Here is a 20,436-nt window from a genome sequence, read left to right as displayed (position 1 = left end):
CGGCATCGCTGCCGCTTTTTCAGATTACGCGTTGTTTGCCAGCGCGTTGGGGTTGAGCGTGAGTTTTTGATAACTCTCAACCCACTGATGATACTTGTCCGCATCTTCCCACAGTCGGGTATGAACACGGGCCAGCACCACCGGATCGCTGATCAACTGCAGACGCTGTTCGCGGCCCAGTTTATCCGGCGCATCGCTCAGCGCCTGATCAACCCGACGGTCACGCGCATAGTCCAGTAACTGACTCTGCTTGTGGCGCGATGTGGCCAGTGCCGTTGCCAGCGCGTTGAAGGCAGGATGGAATAAGGCATGCATAAAGCCATTTTCCAGCGCGCGCTCACGGTTCAGTACCACATAGCGATCGGTATCCACCAGCTCCTGCGGCGGTGAGTACTCTTCCGGGATCAGGAACAGCTTCGCTTTCTTGCTCTTAATGCCCAGCGTTGCGCGGCTCGACATGACCGAGACAAACGGCGACAGAATCAGTGAGAAGACGATCGGTGCCAGCCACCACAGGAAGTTAAGATCCAGCAGTCCCATACCAATCGCCCACACCAGACCCAATGCCATCTGCGAACCGTGACGTTTAAACGCCTCGCTCCACGGTGTCGCATCGTCATCACGCTGCGGTGAGTTCCACACCACTTCCCAGCCGAGGAAGGCGCTGACCACAAACACCGTATGGAACAGCATACGCACTGGTGCCAGCAGCACCGAGAACAGCGTTTCCAGCACCAGTGAAGCCAGCAGCCGCAGAGGTCCGCCGTAGGCCTTCGATCCTTTAAACCAGATCAACACGACACTCAGCATTTTCGGCAGGAACAGCAGCACCATGGTGGTTGAGAACAGCGCTATTGCCAGTTCCGGACGCCACTGCGGCCAGACCGGGAAGAGCTGCCGCGGTTGCAGGAAGTAGGTCGGTTCCATCAGCGTATGCACTACCTGCAGGGCAGTGGAGAGCGCCAGGAACATAAACCACAGCGGAGCCGAGAGGTAGGACATCACACCCGTCAGGAACACCGCACGGTGTACCGGGTGCATCCCTTTCACCAGGAACAGGCGGAAGTTCATCAGGTTGCCGTGACACCAGCGGCGGTCACGTTTCAGCTCATCCAGCAGGTTCGGTGGCAGTTCTTCATAGGATCCCGGCAGGTCATAGGCAATCCAGACGCCCCAACCGGCACGACGCATCAGCGCAGCTTCTACGAAGTCATGCGACATGATTGAACCCGCAAAGGAGCCTTCTCCCGGTAACGGTGCCAGGGCACAGTGCTCAATAAAGGGTTTCACGCGGATAATGGCGTTGTGACCCCAGTAGTGAGACTCGCCCAGCTGCCAGAAGTGCAGACCGGCGGTAAATAACGGACCGTAGACGCGGGTCGCAAACTGCTGACAGCGCGCATAAAGCGTATCCATACCCGATGCTTTCGGCGACGACTGGATGATCCCGGCATTCGGGTTGGCATCCATCATGCGTACCAGACCGGTGAGACACTCTCCGCTCATGACGCTATCGGCATCCAGCACCACCATGTAGCTGTAGTTGCTGCCCCAGCGACGGCAGAAGTCATCAATGTTTCCGCTTTTACGCTTCACGCGACGACGACGACGGCGATAGAAAATCTTGCCTGCCCCGCCAACATCCCGCACCAGTTCCATCCAGGCTTTCTGTTCGGCAATCGCGATATCCGCATCGTAACTGTCGCTGAGGATATAGACGTCGAAGTGTTCAGCGTTACCGGTACGAACCACCGACTCCCAGGTCGCACGCAGACCGGCGTAAACACGCTCAACGTCTTCATTACAGATCGGCATAATCAGCGCGGTACGATGTTCCGGGTTAAGCGGTTCATCTCCGACCGTTGAGTAAGAGATACTGTATTTATCACGTCCAATCAGCAGCTGCAGGAAGCCCATCAACGCCGTCCAGAAACCGGCAGAGACCCAGCAGAAAAGTATGGCGAACAGGAACAGGATGCCGGTCTGCAACAAATAAGGCAGGATCTGCATCACTGACTGCTGCCAGTTCTGATTGATCATCTCCATCGGATCCAGAAGCGTCCAGCCCTGATACGGCAGAATACTCTTCATGTACCAGGTGGCGACCACGGTCTGGAAAATGGTCAGGATCAGCAGAATGTAGCGGCGAATTGAACCGACATGACGCCACTTCTCCTCGGCACGCCGCTCTTCGGCATTGCTATAACGCGGCACCGATTTGTGTCCACGCAGTGAGTCCCAGGCACGGGCGACCGGGTTGGTACGCCAGGCTTCCGGGAACATCAGTGAGCGTTTGACCTTCGGCATCGCCTTCAGCGTGGTGCGGTCGAGGTAATCTTTACCCAACTGCTGACCTTCGGCCAGCGAATCGGGCCAGGCCATTTCAACCCGCGATGAGACCGATTTTAACGGCGCATCGTCGGGACGGTCACTGGCTGCGACATCCCTGCCCAGCACATCATGGATGAAGTGGAACTCGCTGGCATTCTGCAATGAGACGCTCAGTCGGGCCTTCCCTGCCGCATCCAGCGGCAGAGATTCCACATAACGTTGAGGTGTAAAAGTCGATTTATTCATTGGCAGGTAACTGATAGCTCCAGGTTTCCGTCAATGTCTTGTCGCCGCTAACCAGGGCCGCACGCATTTCGGTGGACTGCTTGGCATCTTTCACACGCAGACGCAACACCAGACGCCAGCCTTTGGTGACCGGGTTATAACGTACGCTCTGCTCAACCACATCAGCATTTTTACCCACGCTGACCTGCGGTGCCACCTGACTGTTTTCCGCCATCTTGCTCATGTCTTTACCCACGAAGTCGATGGTGAAAGCCACGGTGCCATCCGGCTGACGCACCAGATTAGACTGCTTCACGTCACCCGCTGAACGCAGGGTATTTTTGACCCAGGCGGTATCATCGGAGTGCAGCTGGTTTTCGTCGCGCGAGAAGTGCAGACGATATTTGAAGTTCATCTCTTTGCCAGGCTCTGGCAGCGTCTCCGGCGTCCAGAACGCAACGATGTTGTCGTTGGTTTCATCTGCCGTCGGGATTTCAACCAGTTCAACCCGGCCTTTACCCCAGTCGCCTATTGGCTCAACCCAGCCGCTTGGACGAAGATCATAGCGGTCATCAAGATCCTGATAGTTGTTAAAGTCACGCCCACGCTGCAGCAGACCAAACCCTTTCGGATTCTCGATGGTGAAGGTGCTCACTGCCAGATGACGCGGGTTGTTCAGCGGACGCCAAATCCACTCCCCGTTGCCATTGTGGATAGAGAGACCGTCAGAGTCGTGCAGTGCCGGACGGAAGTTGTTCACCGTCGATGGCTGGTTCTGACCAAACAGGAACATACTGGTCAGCGGTGCAACACCCAGTTTGCCGACGTTATCACGCAGGTAAACTTTTGACTGCACATCAACCGTTGAAGCGTCACCCGGATGCAGCACAAAGCGATACGCACCCGCCGCACGCGGCGAATCGAGCAGTGCGTAGATCACCAGCTGTTTGTCCTGTGGTTTAGGACGCTGAATCCAGAACTCTTTAAAGCGCGGGAACTCTTCACCGGACGGCAGCGCCGTATCGATGGCAAGTCCACGCGCCGACAGGCCATAAACCTGACCGGCACCGATGACACGGAAATAGCTCGCGCCCAGGAAGCTGGCGATCTCATCGTTTTTACCCTTGTTGTTGAGTGGGTAAAGTACTTTGAAACCGGCAAAACCGAGGTTTTTTACCGCATCTGCGTCATGTTTTACATTACCGAAATTAAAATAATCGGGGTTGTATTTAATCTCGCGCACCGCGCTGGCGGTCACTTCGTTGATCTGCACCGGGGTATCGAAATACATTCCCTGATGATAAAACTCCAGCTTGAACGGCGTGCGCAGTTTGCCCCAATACGCTTTATCGTGGTTAAACTGGATCTGCTGATAATCAGCAAATTTCATTTCACGAAATTGAGAGGGTAAATTGCTTTTAGGCGCTTCGAAGCTTTTCCCTGCCAACGCTTTGGCTTGTTTGGCAACATCGTCGATGTTAAACGCCCAACTGTTATTGGCGTACAACGCCAGCAGAACTGCAGTACCAATCCAGCGTACCTTCATCAGTCCGGCTTTATTTTTTTCTTTAGTCAGCACATCCCCCCCTTTCGTGTGCTTAAATCAAACCCGTTTATCTTAAAGGATTATTCGGTTTTCCGACAGCTTATGCGCAACATTGTTCCCGCATTTCGTCAGGCTTAACCCTGCTTTTAGGACAATTAGACACTACGGATTCCACTGATAGTATACCTGGTTTATCCCAGGTAGAATTTTCACAGAGCATAATCCGGTTTCAGGGTGAAACCGGTTAAACGTACTAACGAACTGGAACTTTATGAGTACTGTAAAACCTGAACGTGAATACTTCCTCGACTCCATCCGCGCCTATCTGATGTTACTGGGGGTGCCGTTTCACGTTTCCCTCATCTACTCTGCGCAGAAATGGGCAGTAAACAGTCATGAAGCGTCGTTATGGCTGACGCTGCTGAATGATTTTATTCATGCGTTTCGTATGCAGGTGTTTTTCGTCATTTCGGGCTATTTCTCCTACATGCTGTATCTGCGCTATCAGCCACGTCGCTTCCTGAAGGTGCGTCTGGAACGGGTAGGTATCCCAATGCTGACCGCCATTCCGCTGCTGACGCTGCCGCAATTTTTTATGCTGAAAGAGTGGACGGATAAGCTGGCTGACTGGCCCCGTTTCACGCCCTATCAGAAGTTTAATAACCTGATGTGGGAGCTGATTTCACACCTGTGGTTCCTGGTGGTGCTGGTGATGCTGACCACGCTGGGGATGGTGACCTTCCGCTGGCTGCGCGATCAGCATCGCACCATTGATTATTCGCGAGTTGGCTGGGGATCGCTGACGGCGGGCGTACTGGCGTGGGCGCTGCTCTGGTGCGTGTTCCGGCGTCTGGTGTTTATTTTCCAGCCTGCGTGGCTGATGGATGGTTTGTTTAGCATCATTGTGATGCAGACGCTCTTCTATCTGCCGTTCTTTATGCTGGGAGCGCTGGCGTGGAAACATCCCCCGCTGAAGCAGCTGTTTGTCCGCTTCAATCTGGTGATGTGGGTCGGTGCGCTGCTGATGTTTGCGGCCTATTGCGCCAACCAGCGACTGAGCAGCGGTGAGGGCTGGTTGTATGAGCTGGATGCGATTATCTCGACGCTGATGGGCATTTGCATGCTGAACGTCTGCTTCTGCTTTGGTCATAAGCTGCTGAATTCACATTCGCCGCGCATTATGTATCTGGTCAATGCGTCACTGTTTATCTATCTGGTGCACCATCCGCTGACGCTGCTGTATGGCATTTACGTGACGCCACGGATTGAAAATAACACCCTGGGCTTCTTCGTTGGCCTGCTGATGGTGTTTGGCATCGCGTTTCTGCTGTATGAGATTCACCTGCGCATTCCGCTGCTGCGGTTCCTGTTCTCGGGGAAATTTGAGCGTAAACAAGCACAATGACAGGCGATCAGTGACCTCGGGCCATAAGTGAGGTCAGGCTATAAATGATGTGTCTCACAGACAGCTTAAGAGTTTAAAGCGATGGGCGCATACGCCAGTAGCAAAGCATAGCGGGCCAGGGACAAAAACGCCGGGAGCGTTTTTGAACAAAGCAAGACGTTGGCCCGGCAACGGGCGCACCTCAGGGATGAGGTGCGTAATCGCCCGCGCTGAGCCCGCCAGGGATGGCGGGTTTTGCGTCTTTGCGGAGGGCGTATGCTTCCTGAGCCAGCGCCTGTACCCAGGCAAGGTCCAGCTTAAAGCAGCCACTCAATCGGCAACCGCCACACTAACCGCACCTGCAGCCGTTGCCACCAGGAGCAGCCCGGCTCGTGTTTATGCACAATCTGCTGCGGCTCACCCGGATACTCCAGCCAGTTTACCCTGCCCCACTTATCCAGCCGCAGCGTCCATGCCCGATCGCGCATTGACTGGCTGAAACGCTGATGCGTCTCTCCGGCGAGCGCCGCACTCTCAATCACCAGTCCCATTTCCGTATTCAGCACCGCTGAACGGGGATCGAAGTTAAACGAGCCGATAAACAGCGTCTGTTGATCCACTGAGAAGGTTTTGGCATGCAGGCTGGAGCCGGAGTTACCGGTTAATCCCCGGTCGTGCGGGGCATCAGGCACGCCCGCCTGCGGTTTCAGCTCATAGAGCGCAATACCATGACGCAGCAATTTTTTGCGCCACTTAGCGTAGCCGGCATGGACAATCGACACATCGTTAGCCGCCAGCGAATTGGTCAGAATGGCAATTTTTACCCCTTTGCGCTTCAGCGACAGCAGCTGAGCGACCCCTGCGCGGGTCGGCACGAAATAGGCCGAGATGATGTCGAACTGCTTTTGCGGCGTGCCTATCACCTCCAGCATTCGCTGCGGCAGCAGGCTTCTGGCACGCGCTTTGCCCAGCCCTTTACGCGGATCATCGCTCAGCAGGCGCGCTTTTGCCCAGGTCAGAGCCAGCGTGCCCTCTTCCAGCTCCTGTAGCAGCGAAGAATTTTCCAGCCGCTGAAGATAGCGCTGCACCGGTTCACTGTGACGCCACTCTGCTGGCAGACTCACACTGTCCTCTTCCGGCTCCTCTTCATCCAGCACCTGCTGCAGCGGCGAGACCGGCTTGCTGCGCCAGTAGCGCTCAAAATCCTCTGCGACTTCTTTAACCACCGGGCCTATTGCCATGACGTCGAGATCGGCAAACAGCGGTTCATTGCCGGTGCCGAAATATTCGTCGCCGATATTGCGCCCACCGACCACGGTCGTGACGCCATCCACCGTAAAGCTTTTGTTGTGCATGCGGCGGTTCAGACGGGCAAAGTCGGTGAGATAACCCAGCGCGCGCAGGGTGCGAAACGAGAACGGATTAAACAGCCGCACCTCAATATTGGGATGGCGGTTGAGCTGGGCCAGCGTGTCGTCCAGGCCCGGCGTATTATTGTCATCCAGCAGCAGCCGCACTTTCACCCCGCGTCGGGCAGCTTCCAGCACGGCACTGAACAGCAACCGGCCAGAGAGATCGTTTTGCCAGATGTAATACTGGATATCGAGTGAACGCTCCGCTTTTTGCATCAGCAGATAGCGGGCAGCAAAGGCATCCAGCCCGTCGCTCAGCTGATGGACGCCGCTCAGCCCCGGATGGCGCAGACACTCTGGCTCCAGCTGTGTTTCCAGCCAGCTGGACCGTTCCAATGGCTGGGAGAGCTCAAACGCTTCGGTCATGACATTTCCCTGTAAAATGCAGTTATTTTTATTATTCCCCGGTCCGACCTCTGATGCTATTCCTCTGTTCTGAGTTAGTGAGGGGTCACGGGCGTTTTTTAGTCTAGACTTAACCGGACGATCTGTGACCGGCATTATCCCGGCAGGAGAGGAATATGTCTCATCAATCCCTTACAGATGCCCGCCAGCGCTATCATCCCAGCCTGTTTCGCAGCTTTTTCCAGGGCAGTTTCCCCTGTTCCACAGCCTGCCGTACACCCGGGAAACGGCTGGATATGGTGATCAGCAGCGGACACGATATGCTGCTGGAAAAAGATTATGCCGCCCTGGCTGAGCAGCATCTGCTCACCGCCCGCGACGGTGCGCGCTGGCATCTGATCGAAAAGATCCCTGGCCAGTATGACTGGCAGAGCTTTCTGCCGATGGTCGACGCCGCGCGACGTCAGCAGATGGAGATCATCTGGGAGCTGGCTCATTTCGGTTATCCCGATCATCTTAATATCTGGAAAGCCGAATTTGTTGACCATTTTAGTCGTTTCGCTCGCGCGATGGCACAACTGATGCGCGATCAGGGCATCGAACGCCCCTTCTTTACACCGGTTAATCAAATCTCATTCTGGTCATGGGCCGGGGCGGATGTGGCCTGGTTTAATCCTCATGCGGCGCAGCGTGGTAAAGAGCTGAAGCGCCAGCTGGTTCGCGCCTCGCTGGCGGCGATACATGCCATTCGCGAGGTCTATCCGGAGGCGCGCTTTGTGCTGACTGACCCGCTGGTGCAGATCGCTCATCATCCCGATAATCCGGACAGCAAACCCTATGCCGATGCGCAGCATCAGGCGCAGTTCGAAGCCTGGGACATGCTGGCCGGTCGCGTCGATAAGGAGCTAGGCGGCAGTGAAGATTGCCTGGATATCCTCGGCCTGAACTACTATCCCGATAACCACTGGTTTTTCCCCGACCAGCCGATGTCGCTGGAGGATCCGGAGCGTGTGCCGCTGCATATTCTGCTGGCGCAGTGCTGGCAGCGCTACCAGCGTCCGATGCTGATTGCTGAAACTGGCGCTGAGGGTGAAGCGCGCGCCCCCTGGCTGCAGGAGATCAGTGAAAATGTGGAGGTGGCGCTGGATCAGGGCATTGCGGTGGAGGGGATTTCGCTCTATCCGGTAGTGGAGTATCCGGCCTGGGCCGATGACCGGCGTTCCCCTGGCCCGCTGCTGGGATTAGCCGATCCCAATGGCAACCGTAATCTGCATGAGCCGCTGGCGCTGGTATTGCGCAGTCAGCAGATTAAGTTTGCGACACGAAATCAGACGTGCTGAGAAGGTGGCTTTTTAGGGTAACAGGAGCGAACGTCGAGAGAGGGATCGGCAGGATGACGTACGTCGGTCAGCCAGACCATGGTAAACAGGAAGGTCACCCCGATCAGGCAGGCCGCCAGCAAACCGATAATTGCGATTAATTTGTCATCTCCGGAGTCCATCGCCTTCTCCTTATTCAATCCGTTGAATCCCTGTGCGTGTCAGCTCATCCAGAGCGTAATCATCAGGACAAAGATTATAAGCGTTACCGAGGTCACCGCAAGCACCACTATCGCAAAGTGCGCATCGTCAAGTGACTGGCGAATTGGCTCATCGTGATCGTCGGGTGGCAAGGGTAAAGACATAACTATCCTGTGAAAAACATGGGCCGCCGGGAGTGATGCGGTGAGTGACAGTGTAGATGAAAGGCTGATTATCGTCCGGTTCTTTCGTCCGAAAAATAAACTGGCCCGTGCCAGCGCGGCACGGGCCTGAGATCAGACGCCGCGCCAGCGTTTGAAAATCAGTGAAGTATTAATGCCACCAAAGGCAAAGTTGTTGCTCTGGATATAGTCGGTTTCAATCTCACGCGGCTCACCCATGATGTAATCCAGCTGGCCGCCATCCGCTGCCGGTTGCGTCAGGTTCAGGGTTGGCGCAAACCACCCTTCCCGCATCATCTCAATACTCATCCAGGCTTCGAGCGCCCCACAGGCACCCAGCGTATGGCCAAAATAAGACTTCAGCGAGGAGATCGGCGTCGTTTCGCCAAACACCGCCGCCGTCGCCAGACTTTCGGCCATATCCCCCCGTTCTGTGGCGGTGCCGTGCGCATTTACATACCCCACCTCGGCAGCCGAGATACCGGCGCTTTGCAATGCCCGCTCAATGCAGATTTGCATGGTTTCCCGCTGCGGCTGAGTAATATGGGCGGCGTCGCAGTTGGTATGAAAACCGGTGATCTCTGCGTAGATCGTTGCACCGCGTGCCAGGGCATGTTCCAGCGACTCAAGGATCAGCGTGCCCGCCCCTTCGCCAATTACCAGACCATCGCGCTGCTGATCAAAGGGTGCAGGCGTGGTGTGCGGCGCGTCATTACGCTGGCTGGTGGCAAACAGGGTGTCAAACACCGCGGCTTCCGACGGACAGAGCTCTTCTGCGCCGCCAGCCACCATCACCGTCTGATACCCGTGACGAATCGCTTCCCAGGCATAGCCAATCGCCTGGCTGCCAGAGGTACAGGCGCTGGAGGTCGGGATCACCCGGCCGCGCAGGCCGAAAAAGAGTCCGGCATTGACGGCCGTGGTATGCGGCATCATCTGCACATAGGTGGTGCCGGTGATATTGTTGGTGTGCTTTTCAGTCAGCATGGTGGCGAACTCGCTGACCGGCCCGGTGCTGCCAGTGGAAGAACCGTAGGCGATACCCGTTTCTCCGCTGGTCAGCACCGGATGGTCAATCAGGCCCGCCTGGGTCAGCGCCAGCTCGGTCGCGCGCGTTGCCAGCAGCGAAACGCGGCCCATGGCGCGGATACGCTTGCGGGTGTAGTGCGCCGGCAGCACAAAGTCATCCACCGGTGCGCCGAGCAGCGTATGCAGCCCGTCGTAGATCTGCCACTCCGGCATAAAGCGCACCGCATTGCGGCCCGCACGGATCCGTGCCGAAACTTCAGCCCAGGACTCACCAAAGGCGGTTACGCCGCCCATGCCGGTTACGACTACCCGCTGGATCACAGCATGCCTCCGTTTATAGAAATGACCTGACGCGTCACGTAGCCTGCGATATCGGACATCAGATAGCTCGCCAGTCCGGCGACCTCTTCAGCCGCGCCCATGCGCTTCATCGGCACGATCTTCATCGCTTCCTCAATCACCTGAGGTTCCAGCCCCTCCATACCGGTATCAATCAGGCCTGGCGCAATGCAGTTAACGGTGATTTTGCGTTTCGCCAGCTCAATCGCCAGCGCCTTAGTGGCACCAATAATGCCCGCTTTCGCCGCGCTGTAGTTCACCTGACCGCGATTACCCATTATCCCCGACACCGACGAGAGCGTGATAATGCGGCCGCCGCGCCGCAGACCGATCATCGGCATCACGCAGGGCTGGATCACATTGTAAAAACTGTCGAGATTGGTGTGGATGACGCTGTCCCACTCCTGATCCGTCAGGGCAGGAAACGCCGCATCGCGGGTGATACCGGCGTTGCTCACCACACCATAATAGGCGCCATGTTGCTCAATATCCGCCTCCAGCGCAGCGCGGGTTGCCGCCCGATCGGCCACATCAAATCCCAGCACACGGCCGCTGCCGCCTGCGGTTTCGATCTGCTGCAGGCACTGCTCAGCGCCTGCGCGGTCACGGTTGAAATGGACGATAACCTGATAGCCATCCTGGGCGAGACGCAACGCAATCGCGCGGCCAATCCCTTTACTGGCGCCCGTCACTAATACCGAATCTGTCATGGCTGATTTCCTTGTGACATCAATTGCTGTAATTCTGCTTCATTGGGTTGATACGTATTCAGACGACCGCTGGCAAGCCGCTGAGTGCCGTAACGAATGTCGCCCTCAAAGCTGCCCATACGGTCGTCGCGCATCAGCAGCGTCATTCTGATATCCAGCGTAACACTGGCGGGAAAGAGGGATCGCTCTGCCCGCCAGCCGCGTCCGCCCAGCAGCATGCCGGGCGGGATAAGGGTGACGCCGCCCTGCTTTGCATGCCAGCCCGACCAGACGCCCACGGTTTGCGCCATCATCTCCACGCCAAACCAGGCGGGCAGTTCACCCTGAGGCGTCAGAAACGGTGTCAGTACGCCACCGGCGCAGGTCGACACCTGACAGTGAACCTGCTCATCATCAACGGCGATCAGCTGATCAAGCAGCAGCATCGGCGCAGCGTGCGGCAGCCAGCGTGCCGCGGGAGAATTAATAACCATGTTGGCGTCCCAGAATCAGACAGGTGTTGTTGCCGCCAAAGGCGAAGGAGTTAGAAGCGATGACAGGCCGTTGCAGCGCCTGCGGCTGTAATAACAATCCGCAATCCGGCAGCGTCTCATCCGCCGCCATCTCACTGAAATCCTGCGCGGGCAGCGGCAGATCGTTTTGCAGGATCAGCGCACTGAGGGCGGCTTCACACACTCCCGCCGCGCCGAGCGTATGGCCGGTCAGATGTTTGGTCGAGCTGCACGGCACTGCATTGCCAAACAGACGCTGAATCACGGCAGCTTCCATCTGGTCGTTAAGCGGCGTCGCGGTGCCGTGCAGATTGATATAACCCACCTGCTCTGGCAACAGGTTCGCCTTTTGCAGCGCCATACGCATCGCCCGTTCAGCGCCCTCGCCCTGCGGATGGGGAGCGGACATGTGCCAGGCGTCAGACGATTCGCCAGCTCCCAGTAGCGCCAGCGGCTGCGGTTCCCGCGTCAGCAGCATCAGTGCGGCCCCTTCGCCAATCGAGATGCCGTCGCGATCGCGGCTGAAGGGGGCGCAGCGACGTTCAGAGAGCGACTCCAGGCTGTCGAATCCGTTGATCGGCATCCGGCTCAGCGAGTCCGCACCGCCCACCAGCGCCACATCCACCAGCCCCGCCGCGATCAGCCGCTCACCACTGATAATGGCGCGGGCGCTGGAGGAGCAGGCGGTTGAAATGGTATAGGCCGGGCCATCCAGGCGCAGATAGTGAGCCAGGAAACGGGAGGGATCGCCCAGCTCCTGCATCTGATAGTGATAACCGGACTGACTGCCGCCAATCTGCTGATCGCCCTCATCCACGCCCGAGGTGCTGGTTCCCAGCACAACTGCCACTCTGCTGGCACCATAGTGCGCAATCGCCGCGTCGAGCGCCGGACGGATTTGCGCCAGCGCGGCCAGCAGCAGCTGGTTATTACGGGTGTTGTGCGCGCTCAGGGCAGCAGGAATCGATGGCAAATCGCCTTCAACTCTGCCAAGCCAGCAGGCGCGGTCACCGCTCAGCCAGCCATGACGCAGCTGCATGCCGGGTGCCTCACCCTTTGTAAGGCTGGCCGCAATCTGCTGAGTGTTATTCCCCAGGGCATTCAGCATGCCGATGGCAGAGATGTAAATCATGAGCCGTCCAGATGTTGAATGCGGATCTGATAGCCAAACGCATGCTGCTGAATGCTGATGGGCTGGCGCTGATTACCGCGTTGCAGATAATCGATTTCGGTAATCAGCTTATTATCGGCATCGATCAGCCGTCGCTTTAACCCCTGATCCTGCAGCGTCCAGCCTGGCGGCAGCTGTTTTTGCCACAGATCCCGTGGCCAGTAGCTGAGCATAATATCCGCCAGCACCTGACTGGCAGGCGGCATCTGCGGCAGCGGCATCAGCTGCTGGGTGTGAACACCGCTGGCATCGTAGCGCAGGCTGAACAGGCGAATACCCACCGAGGAGAGTCCGGCCAGATCAATTTGCTGTTCATCGGCGCTGAGCAGCACCAGCAGTGACTGACTCTGGCCTTTCACCTGTCCGGTCAGCAACTGCTGCTGCTGGAAGGCGGGACGGATGCCCGGCGGTGGCAGCGTCACCTTCACGCCCGGTTTCAGCCAGGCGGTGGGACGACTGCTGTCGGGTGCAGGTCCGGCACAGGCGCTGAGCAGCAGAGCCGTCAGCAGAATAAGAGCGGCGCGGATCATCGTTTACTCCTTGATCGGGTGGGTCGCATCGCCAGCGGCGACAGCAGGAAAGCGCTGAAGATGCCGCTGCATAACACTGTGCCAAAACTGGCAATCGCGCTGGTGCTGCTGAATACCAGCATACCCAGCGTCAGTAAGGTGGTAATCATCGCCAGCGACACCGCCAGCAACGAGGTCAGCGGCGTACCCTGCGGGTTGCTGAAAAAGAGCGTGTAATTAATGCCGATGCCCAGCACCAGAATCAGTGCCAGCAGGGCAAACAGATTCAGCGACGCGCCGATCCAGCCCAGCGTTGCCAGCGCCATCGCCAGCGACAGCACTGACGGCAGCGCGCTGCGTAAGCCCGCCTTTAACCCCAGTCGCAGGACAAAACTCAGGGTGATCAGCAGCAGCGCCAGCGCCAGTAACCCGGTCAGCAGGGTGCGCCAGAAGCTGAACAGCGAATCGTAACCTGATTTGCGGTCAATCCAGCTGACGCCCGGATGCTGTTTGGTCAGCTCCGCGAGTGCAGCGCTGTTTTTTACGCCGCTGGTGGGGATCAAAACACCGCTGCGCCCGTCTGGCAGCGTCAGCCACAGCAGTCGCCAGCCTTCACTCAGCGGACTCGACAGCCACGCCTCTGGTGTTACCGGCATCGGGGTCAGATCCGGTGCCGGCAGCGTGATACCCGCCTGCTGCAGGCGGGCCGTAATATCCGGTGCTGCCTGTTTCAACAGCTGAAGATCCCGCTGTTGCTGCGCCAGCGACGTCAGCGGCAGCAGACGATAGTGCTGCAGCCAGCCCTGCTGCTGCGCCTGGTGCAGATCCGGTGCCAGTTTTTCCAGCCGCTGCAGCGTCTGCTGTGCATCATCGCCCCAGACCACAAACCAGGTCTGATCGGCGCGCTGTCCGGTCAGGGTTGCCAGCTGGCGATCCTGCTCCAGCAGATGCGCAGGCGCACTTTGCAGATGGGCGATATCATCATCCACCTTTAACTGGGCGATACCGGCCAGCGCGAAGATCGCCATCGCCACCGGTAATCCGACGCGCAGCCCGCGCTGGCGACGCCAGGCGGCAAGCCAGCGCGCCAGCGGCACCATCAGCGGCACCGGACGCACCGGTAATCCGCGTACCAGCCACGGATAGATGAGAATCACCGTCAGACAGGAGGCCGTTAATCCGCTGGCGGCAAACACCGCCAGCTGCCGCAGCCCCGGGAACGGTGCCAGCAGCATCAGCAGCCAGGCGATGGCGGTGGTCCCGAGCGCCAGCAGCAGCGTGCCGCGGACTTTTCGCAGGCTCTGCCACGGCGTCTGCTGATCGCCGTGAACCATGCGCTCGGTGAGATAATAGAGCGTGTAATCCGCAGAGATGCCGACAATACTCAGGCTCATCACCAGCGTCATCAGATGCAGTTCACCGAAGCAAAGCAGCGTCATCACCGTGCCCGCCATCGCGCCGATGGCCACGGACGTGACCGTCAGCAACAGCGGGCGCAGTGAGCGGAAGACCAGCAGCACCAGCAGGACGACGCCACCCAGCGTCACACTGCCCAGCGTTTTAACGTCATGCTGCGCACGCTGGCTGGCGTTGTCGCTGAACAGCACCGTGCCACGCGTCAGCAGTTTCGCCTGCGGCCAGCGGCTTTTAAGCTGTTGCTCCAGCGCGCTGAGTCGGGTAACCAGCGCATGACTTTGCTGCATACTGAAGGCGTTGTTCGCCAGTTCGCCATGCAGAAAATACCACTGCTGACCCTGTGCATCTTTTACTGTCAGCCAGCCATCATGCAGCGTCATGCGCCCGGCGTTTTGTGCCAGCGCCAGCTGCGAACCCCGCACCAGCATCAGGGGATCGCCCTGCAACTCTTTGCTGCTGACGCCAGAGAAGGCCGAAAAGAGCTGCGCCAGCAGCCAGTCAGCCTGCGCCTCGCCGCCGTTCTGCAAGCGGTCGCGCGTCACCTCATCGATCAGGCCGTTACGGTGTTGCCAGGCAAAGCGGCCCCACTGCTGCTGCTGTTGCCCGTCGAGATCACCCTGCACCTGTTTCAGGTCAGGCAGCGCGCGCAGCTGGGCCAGCCACCAGGCGGCGACCTGGGGATCGTCCTGCTCTCCGGGTGAAACCAGCCACACCAGCTGGCGATCCAGCCGCTGCATAAAGCCCTGCTGCAGCGCAGGCGGTGCCGCCCCCAGATTCTGCTGCGGCAGCAGCGCCAGCACGCTGCTGTTGAGCTGACTACGCGGCAGCAAAAAAGAGAGCGCAGCCGCCAGCAGCAGACAGAGGGCCAGCCACAGGAGGGCCAGCAGCCGATCGTTACGGCCCGGCAAAACGCGCCTGCTCCTCGTCGCTTAACTGCGGCGGTTCAATTCGGGTGTTGCTGAGCTCTATTTGCGTTTTATCGCCCTGCTTATCATCCAGGTTGATGCTGTCCAGGTAGGCGCTGCCCGCCAGCGAGATACGGTTGAAGATTTTGTTGAGCGGCGCCGCTTTGGGCGTCAGCTCCAGCGTCCAGGCTCCGTTGCCGCGATCGCTGAAGGCCACGCTGAAGTTCTCGTTCAGCACTTTCTGGTCGGCCTGGAACAGCGCCCGCAAGAGATGGTTGAACTGGAACATCTGCGGGTTACTGTCGGCGGTGATCACCTGAGGCTTCTGGCCGCTGAGGCTCTGCACCATGCGTTTATCATCCAGCAGCAGCGTCATCACAAAGGGTGTCTGCTGATGCCACCATAAGCCCTGCTCGCGAGCGATCAGCATCTGCCCGTGCGAGACCAGCGGCTGACGCATGCCGGAAATGGTGCGCGTCTGGATAAAGTCTGCCCGAATCACAGGCTGGCTGGCAAAACGCTGCTGCAGCTGATCCAGCGTGACCGCGCTGGCGGCACTGGCCCACAGCAGCAGGCTGGTAAGCACAATTTTCAGCATCCTTTCACTCCTAAACGTTCCAGTAAAATATCGGGTGAAACAAAGCACAACGCCTGACTCTCCTGCTCCACCGCCACCTGCAGAGTATGCGCTTTGGTGGTGATCTGACCGGCAGCATTTCGCACTTCATAGTCGATGCGCAGACGGTTCTCATATTCCGTAATCCGGGCGCTGACGCGAATCGTCTCTTCGCAGCGCAGTGGCTGGCGGTATTTGACCCGGGTATCGACCACCGGCCAGACGTAGCCGCTGGCGGCCATCTCGGCATAGCTGTAGTTAATGCTGCGCAGCAGGGCTTCACGCGCCACTTCGAAAAAGCGGAAATAGTTGCCGTGCCAGACCACGCCCATAGGATCGCAGTCGTGGAATGAGACGGTCAGCACGACTTCAGCATGATGTTCAGTCATGGTCAGACTCCTTGTGGTGCGCCTGTTGATCAGGCAGCGTCCAGAAATCGAAAAAGTTAAACCAGTCGAGCGGCGCCAGCAGTGCGTAATGGGCCAGCCGCGCTGCGTAACGATCGACCGCCTGTTGCAGTGCCTGCTGACGTTGCGCACGCGGCAGCAGCAGCGGATCGGCGAAAGGCTCACAGTGAATACGCAGTTTACCCTGTTGCTGCAGGGCGAACATCAGCAGCACCGGACAGCGCAACGCGGCCGCCAGTACAAACGGCCCCTGTGGAAAGGGCGCGGCGCGGCCCAGAAAGTCGCTCCAGATCACCCGCCGCTCGCCGCCGCGCTGCGGATTGACCGCGGTGCGATCCCCGACAATCGCCACCCATTCGCCCGCATCCAGCTTCTGTTGCAGCAGGATAGCGGTCTCCGGCCCGATATCGCTCACCGGCATCAGATTCACCCCCGCCTGCGGGGCGATGGTTTCCAGCACCGCCCGAAAACGCCGGGCGTTGTCGGTAAACACCAGCGCATTAATCACCAGCCCGCTGACCTGCTGCGCCATCGCGCGACAGGCTTCAATGTCACCAAGATGGGAAGCGAGAATCAGCTTGCCCTGCGGCGTGGGTGTGCGGATCACCGCTTCTGCGCCTGGCGCAAAATCGATGTCACGTCCCCAGCGCAGATCGCCGCGCCAGCTGGCCACTTTATCCAGCATTGCCCCGGCGAACCGCAGGAAATGGCGGTAGCTGTTAAGCCGTGGCGGTAACGCAATCTGCTGCTGCTGCGCGGCGGTAGTGACCTGCGCCAGCCACTGCCGGGAAGCGCGTCGCGCGCGCTGACCGCTCAGCCAATAGACCGCCACTACCGGCCAGAGTAGCAGCGTAAAGGGCAGCCGCCCGCCGTAGCGATAGACCGCCAGCATAAAACGTAATCCCCACTGTCCGCGCCGCTCCGTTTCCGCAGACCAGTGCGTTGGCGGTTTACGCATCGCCAGCAGACGAGGAATGCGCGGCAGCATGCCGAAAAACAGCCGGGTATGCATCCAGGAGATGCGCAGGTTGTCGTAGAGCGCATCGAAGTGTGACAGCCCGCTGGCCGGATAGGTGACGCGGGTCGGGATAAAGCGACTGCGGGTTCCCTGCCAGTAGAGCCGCACCATGATCTCGGTGTCAAAATCCATGCGCTGACCGATGGCCCGGCGATCGCACAGCGCCAGCGTCGCGGCCAGGGGATAGACGCGGAAGCCGCACATGCTGTCGCGGATCGACAGCGACAGCGTTTCAATCCAGACCCAGAAGTGGGTGATGTAGCGACCATAAAGGCGTGATTTGGGGATCGAGTCGTCATAGAGCGGCTGACCGGAGATCAGCGCGTCGGGATAACGCTCCGCTTCCGCCAGCATCAGCGGCAGATCTTCCGCCTGATGCTGGCCGTCCGCGTCAAGCTGCACCGCATGGGTGAAGCCGCGTGCCGCCGCGGCCCGCAGTCCGTGGATCACCGCCGCGCCTTTACCCTGATTGCTGTCGAGTCGCAGCAGGCTGAGCTGCGGGGCGTGCAGCGTCGCCAGCTGAAGCTGTGTGGCCGCATCGCTGCCATCATCCACCACGATTACCGGCAGATTAAAGGGTGCCAGCCGTGCCAGCACTGACGCCATCATCGCGCCGTGGTTGTAGCAGGGGATCACCACGCAGGGTGAAAACGGGGCGCTTAACACAGCGCGATCTTCCCGCTGCTGGCGATCTGCTCGCCGTCGTTCTTCAGCAGGCTGTAACGGAAACTCAGGCGGGATTTTTCAGCGTCCCAGTCCAGATGCAGTTGCAATAGCGAGTCGGGTAATACCGGCTGCTGAAATTTAATGTTATCAACGGCGGCAAACTGTTTACCGGGCGCAAGCAGTGATACGCCGTAGTGCATCACCCAGTCGAGCTGAGCCACACCCGGCAGAATGGGCAGATGCGGAAAGTGGCCCTGAAACCAGAAGAGTCCGGCATCTATCTGCAGGATCAGCGTGACGCTGTCAGCCCGCAGCTCCCGGCTGCGTTCAATCGGCAACATGAAAAAGTTCCTCTATTTGCGGCCAGGCGCGTTTGCTTTGGGTGGTCACCGGAATAGTGGCCACAATCCGCCAGTATCGTGGCATCGCCAGCGGTTCCAGCCAACGCTGCAGCTGGCGTTTCCACTGCTGCCTGCGCTGATGCAGAGCCGCCTCATCCAGTGCGCTGTTCAGCGCCAGCACGACGCCAATCGCCTGACGCTCATGACGCGTGACCACCAGCGCTACGGCATCCTCTATTTCCGGCAGGTCGGTCAGACGGCGCTCTATCTCGCTTAATGAGATGCGCTTGTCACCGATTTTTACGATGCGATCGTGGCGGCCTGCAAGCTGAAATCCGCCGTCCGGCTGCATAGTCAGTCGATCGTCGAGCTGCAGCCCGCTGTCACCGGCAATCAGCGGCGACCAGACCTGCCAGCGATCGGGCGTCACCTGCTCCAGCCTGACCTGCGGGAAGCGGCGCCACGGCGCCTCCGCCCGATCGCATTGACGCCAGGCCAGAATGCCGGTTTCGGTGCTGCCGTAGATTTCACTGACCTGACAGCCAAATCGCTGCCAGACCTGCTCCGCATCAGAGTCGCGCAGTGCGCCACCGGCAGAGACAATCAGTTCACAGGCGGGCGCTTTCAGCGTGCTGTCCAGCCGCGATAAAAAGGCCGGGCTGCTGATAAAGGCATAACGAACGTCGCGCGGAAGCTGGGCCAGCTGTTCGCCGTAAAATAGCGGCTGGGCGGCAAACGGCAGCCTGAGCATCATCGGCAGGAAAAGTCGAAACGATAAACCGTAGAGATGCTGATGGCTGACCGAGGCGATGACCCTGCACCCCCGCAACGGTTCGCCCCACAGGCTGCTGAGCAAGCGACTCTCCTGCTCCATCACCGCCAGCGACTTCACTACCTGACGCGGTGCGCCGGTGGATCCCGAGGTGAAGAGTACCAGTTCTGCACTCTCCGGCAGCGGCGGCAGTTGCCCCTGCGCTTCTGCGTCGTCCCACGCCAGCAGCGGCAGGCTGACCGCCAGCGGCATGTCGCACAGCACGCCATCCAGCCGATCCTGCCTCTCATCCAGCAGCGCGGCGCGGCAGTGACCCGGCATCACCGGCGTTTTACCGGCATACCAGCATGCCAGCAGCGCCACACAAAAACGGTAACTGTCATCAAAACAGAGCGCCCAGTGGCTGCCCGGTTGTGCTGCCAAGCGCTGGCGGAGCGCCACGACCTGACGATGCATCGCGCTGAGCATCAAACGTTGATCGCCGCGCCAGGCGACCTCGCGATCGTCTCCCGTCAGCCAGTCGGCCACTCTCATGCTTTTCGCCTCACGCGCTGACGTACCAGCCATTCAGCACTCATCAGCGCTGCGATTAGCAGATAACTTATGCCGCCATTCCACAGCGTCCAGAGCCGCAGATCGCCCAGCAAACAGGTATAGATCGCCATGCTGCCGTTGCCGATAAAAAACAGGCACCAGATTTGGGTGACGCGGCGGGTATAGCGCACTGCCGCAGGGGGAAGCACGGGCTCACGCAGCCGGGCGATGCGTTCCACCAGCGGCATCGCACTCCAGAGTGAGGCGCCAAACACCAGCAGCATCGCCAGATTGACCGCCACCGGATACCACAGCAGCAGATGCTGAGTGCGTAATAGCTGGCTGCTGACACAGAGCAGTGCACCGAGCAGCGCCAGCCAGCCCATGACCGCGCCCATGGCGTTTTGCTGACGACGCAGCTGCAGCCAGCGCAGGCCAAACAGCAGTGCCAGCAGCCAGAAAAGCCCCTGCCAGCGCGGCTGGGTCAGCGCCAGCCAGACCAGTAGTGGCCAGGCCAGTAGCGTAAGCAGATTCAGCAGGCGAAGCGTAGCAGCAGGCACGGCGGGA

General features: G+C 59.0%; 19 protein-coding genes. 2 read left to right on the top strand and 17 right to left on the bottom strand.

The window, feature by feature from the left end; all coding sequences use genetic code 11:
• Nucleotides 1-24: 24 nt before the first annotated feature.
• Both mdoH and GVJ63_RS01150 read right to left on the bottom strand, forming a co-directional pair.
• Entirely contained in the window at nt 25-2,577 is a 2,553-nt protein-coding gene (mdoH, locus tag GVJ63_RS01155) for a glucans biosynthesis glucosyltransferase MdoH (protein WP_010669828.1), read from the bottom strand.
• Entirely contained in the window at nt 2,570-4,105 is a 1,536-nt protein-coding gene (locus GVJ63_RS01150; protein WP_170933489.1) for a glucan biosynthesis protein G, read from the bottom strand. Before GVJ63_RS01150 ends, mdoH begins: the two co-directional genes overlap by 8 nt.
• Before the next feature lie 268 nt (nt 4,106-4,373).
• Between GVJ63_RS01150 and mdoC the strand changes: the two genes are divergently transcribed.
• A complete protein-coding gene (gene mdoC, locus GVJ63_RS01145) occupies nt 4,374-5,507 on the top strand; it encodes a glucans biosynthesis protein MdoC (RefSeq protein ID WP_010246421.1) in 1,134 nt (377 codons plus the stop codon).
• A gap of 296 nt (nt 5,508-5,803) precedes the next feature.
• Here mdoC and GVJ63_RS01140 read toward each other — a convergent pair whose 3' ends face one another.
• Nucleotides 5,804-7,264: a phospholipase D family protein gene (locus GVJ63_RS01140; protein ID WP_010669827.1), complete on the bottom strand. Its 1,461-nt coding sequence runs from the start codon at nt 7,262-7,264 to the stop codon at nt 5,804-5,806.
• Nucleotides 7,265-7,419: 155 nt separating this feature from the next.
• Here GVJ63_RS01140 and GVJ63_RS01135 point away from each other — a divergent pair, with 155 nt between their 5' ends.
• Nucleotides 7,420-8,583 carry a beta-glucosidase gene (locus GVJ63_RS01135; protein WP_159226300.1) on the top strand — a complete coding sequence of 388 codons (1,164 nt, stop codon included), beginning with the start codon at nt 7,420-7,422 and terminating at the stop codon, nt 8,581-8,583.
• Here GVJ63_RS01135 and GVJ63_RS22160 read toward each other — a convergent pair.
• The 14 genes from GVJ63_RS22160 to GVJ63_RS01075 form a co-directional block, all read right to left on the bottom strand.
• Entirely contained in the window at nt 8,571-8,744 is a 174-nt protein-coding gene (locus tag GVJ63_RS22160; protein WP_010246427.1) for a hypothetical protein, read from the bottom strand. The two genes, GVJ63_RS01135 and GVJ63_RS22160, sit on opposite strands and share 13 nt — an antisense overlap.
• 39 nt (nt 8,745-8,783) lie before the next feature.
• Nucleotides 8,784-8,927, bottom strand: coding sequence for a hypothetical protein (locus GVJ63_RS22155; protein ID WP_010246429.1), 144 nt, complete (start codon nt 8,925-8,927; stop codon nt 8,784-8,786).
• A 132-nt stretch (nt 8,928-9,059) separates the two neighbouring features.
• On the bottom strand, nt 9,060-10,295 hold the full coding sequence (locus GVJ63_RS01130; RefSeq protein WP_179256997.1) for a beta-ketoacyl-ACP synthase: 1,236 nt from the start codon (nt 10,293-10,295) through the stop codon (nt 9,060-9,062).
• On the bottom strand, nt 10,292-11,023 hold the full coding sequence (locus GVJ63_RS01125) for a 3-ketoacyl-ACP reductase FabG2 (RefSeq protein ID WP_010246433.1): 732 nt from the start codon (nt 11,021-11,023) through the stop codon (nt 10,292-10,294). Before GVJ63_RS01125 ends, GVJ63_RS01130 begins: the two co-directional genes overlap by 4 nt.
• Nucleotides 11,020-11,496: a 3-hydroxy-fatty acyl-ACP dehydratase gene (locus tag GVJ63_RS01120; RefSeq protein ID WP_010669824.1), complete on the bottom strand. Its 477-nt coding sequence runs from the start codon at nt 11,494-11,496 to the stop codon at nt 11,020-11,022. The genes GVJ63_RS01125 and GVJ63_RS01120 overlap by 4 nt, the downstream gene beginning before the upstream one ends.
• Nucleotides 11,486-12,646, bottom strand: coding sequence for a beta-ketoacyl-[acyl-carrier-protein] synthase family protein (locus GVJ63_RS01115; protein ID WP_010669823.1), 1,161 nt, complete (start codon nt 12,644-12,646; stop codon nt 11,486-11,488). The genes GVJ63_RS01120 and GVJ63_RS01115 overlap by 11 nt, the downstream gene beginning before the upstream one ends.
• Nucleotides 12,643-13,215 (bottom strand): DUF3261 domain-containing protein, encoded by a 573-nt coding sequence (locus GVJ63_RS01110; protein WP_010669822.1) that lies wholly within the window; start codon nt 13,213-13,215, stop codon nt 12,643-12,645. The genes GVJ63_RS01115 and GVJ63_RS01110 overlap by 4 nt, the downstream gene beginning before the upstream one ends.
• Nucleotides 13,212-15,518 carry an MMPL family transporter gene (locus GVJ63_RS01105; RefSeq protein WP_010669821.1) on the bottom strand — a complete coding sequence of 769 codons (2,307 nt, stop codon included), beginning with the start codon at nt 15,516-15,518 and terminating at the stop codon, nt 13,212-13,214. Before GVJ63_RS01105 ends, GVJ63_RS01110 begins: the two co-directional genes overlap by 4 nt.
• Nucleotides 15,505-16,113, bottom strand: coding sequence for an outer membrane lipoprotein carrier protein LolA (locus GVJ63_RS01100; protein ID WP_010246442.1), 609 nt, complete (start codon nt 16,111-16,113; stop codon nt 15,505-15,507). The genes GVJ63_RS01105 and GVJ63_RS01100 overlap by 14 nt, the downstream gene beginning before the upstream one ends.
• The gene (locus GVJ63_RS01095) at nt 16,107-16,520 is read right to left on the bottom strand and encodes a thioesterase family protein (RefSeq protein WP_031594668.1); all 414 of its coding nucleotides are present in this window, start codon (nt 16,518-16,520) and stop codon (nt 16,107-16,109) included. Before GVJ63_RS01095 ends, GVJ63_RS01100 begins: the two co-directional genes overlap by 7 nt.
• Nucleotides 16,513-18,222: a glycosyltransferase gene (locus GVJ63_RS01090; RefSeq protein WP_033786573.1), complete on the bottom strand. Its 1,710-nt coding sequence runs from the start codon at nt 18,220-18,222 to the stop codon at nt 16,513-16,515. The genes GVJ63_RS01095 and GVJ63_RS01090 overlap by 8 nt, the downstream gene beginning before the upstream one ends.
• The gene (locus tag GVJ63_RS01085) at nt 18,216-18,563 is read right to left on the bottom strand and encodes a 3-hydroxyacyl-ACP dehydratase FabZ family protein (protein WP_010669819.1); all 348 of its coding nucleotides are present in this window, start codon (nt 18,561-18,563) and stop codon (nt 18,216-18,218) included. Before GVJ63_RS01085 ends, GVJ63_RS01090 begins: the two co-directional genes overlap by 7 nt.
• Entirely contained in the window at nt 18,550-19,869 is a 1,320-nt protein-coding gene (locus GVJ63_RS01080) for an AMP-binding protein (protein ID WP_159226606.1), read from the bottom strand. Before GVJ63_RS01080 ends, GVJ63_RS01085 begins: the two co-directional genes overlap by 14 nt.
• Nucleotides 19,866-20,429, bottom strand: a complete 564-nt coding sequence (locus GVJ63_RS01075) for a hypothetical protein (RefSeq protein WP_033757233.1) — start codon at nt 20,427-20,429, stop codon at nt 19,866-19,868. Before GVJ63_RS01075 ends, GVJ63_RS01080 begins: the two co-directional genes overlap by 4 nt.
• Between the last annotated feature and the right edge of the window lie 7 nt (nt 20,430-20,436).

The sequence above is a fragment of the Pantoea sp. 18059 genome, from assembly GCF_902706165.1.
GTDB classification, from domain to species: Bacteria; Pseudomonadota; Gammaproteobacteria; order Enterobacterales; family Enterobacteriaceae; genus Pantoea; species Pantoea agglomerans.
Note: the sequence above shows the minus strand (reverse complement) of the source record. Positions and strands in the feature narration are given on the sequence as shown.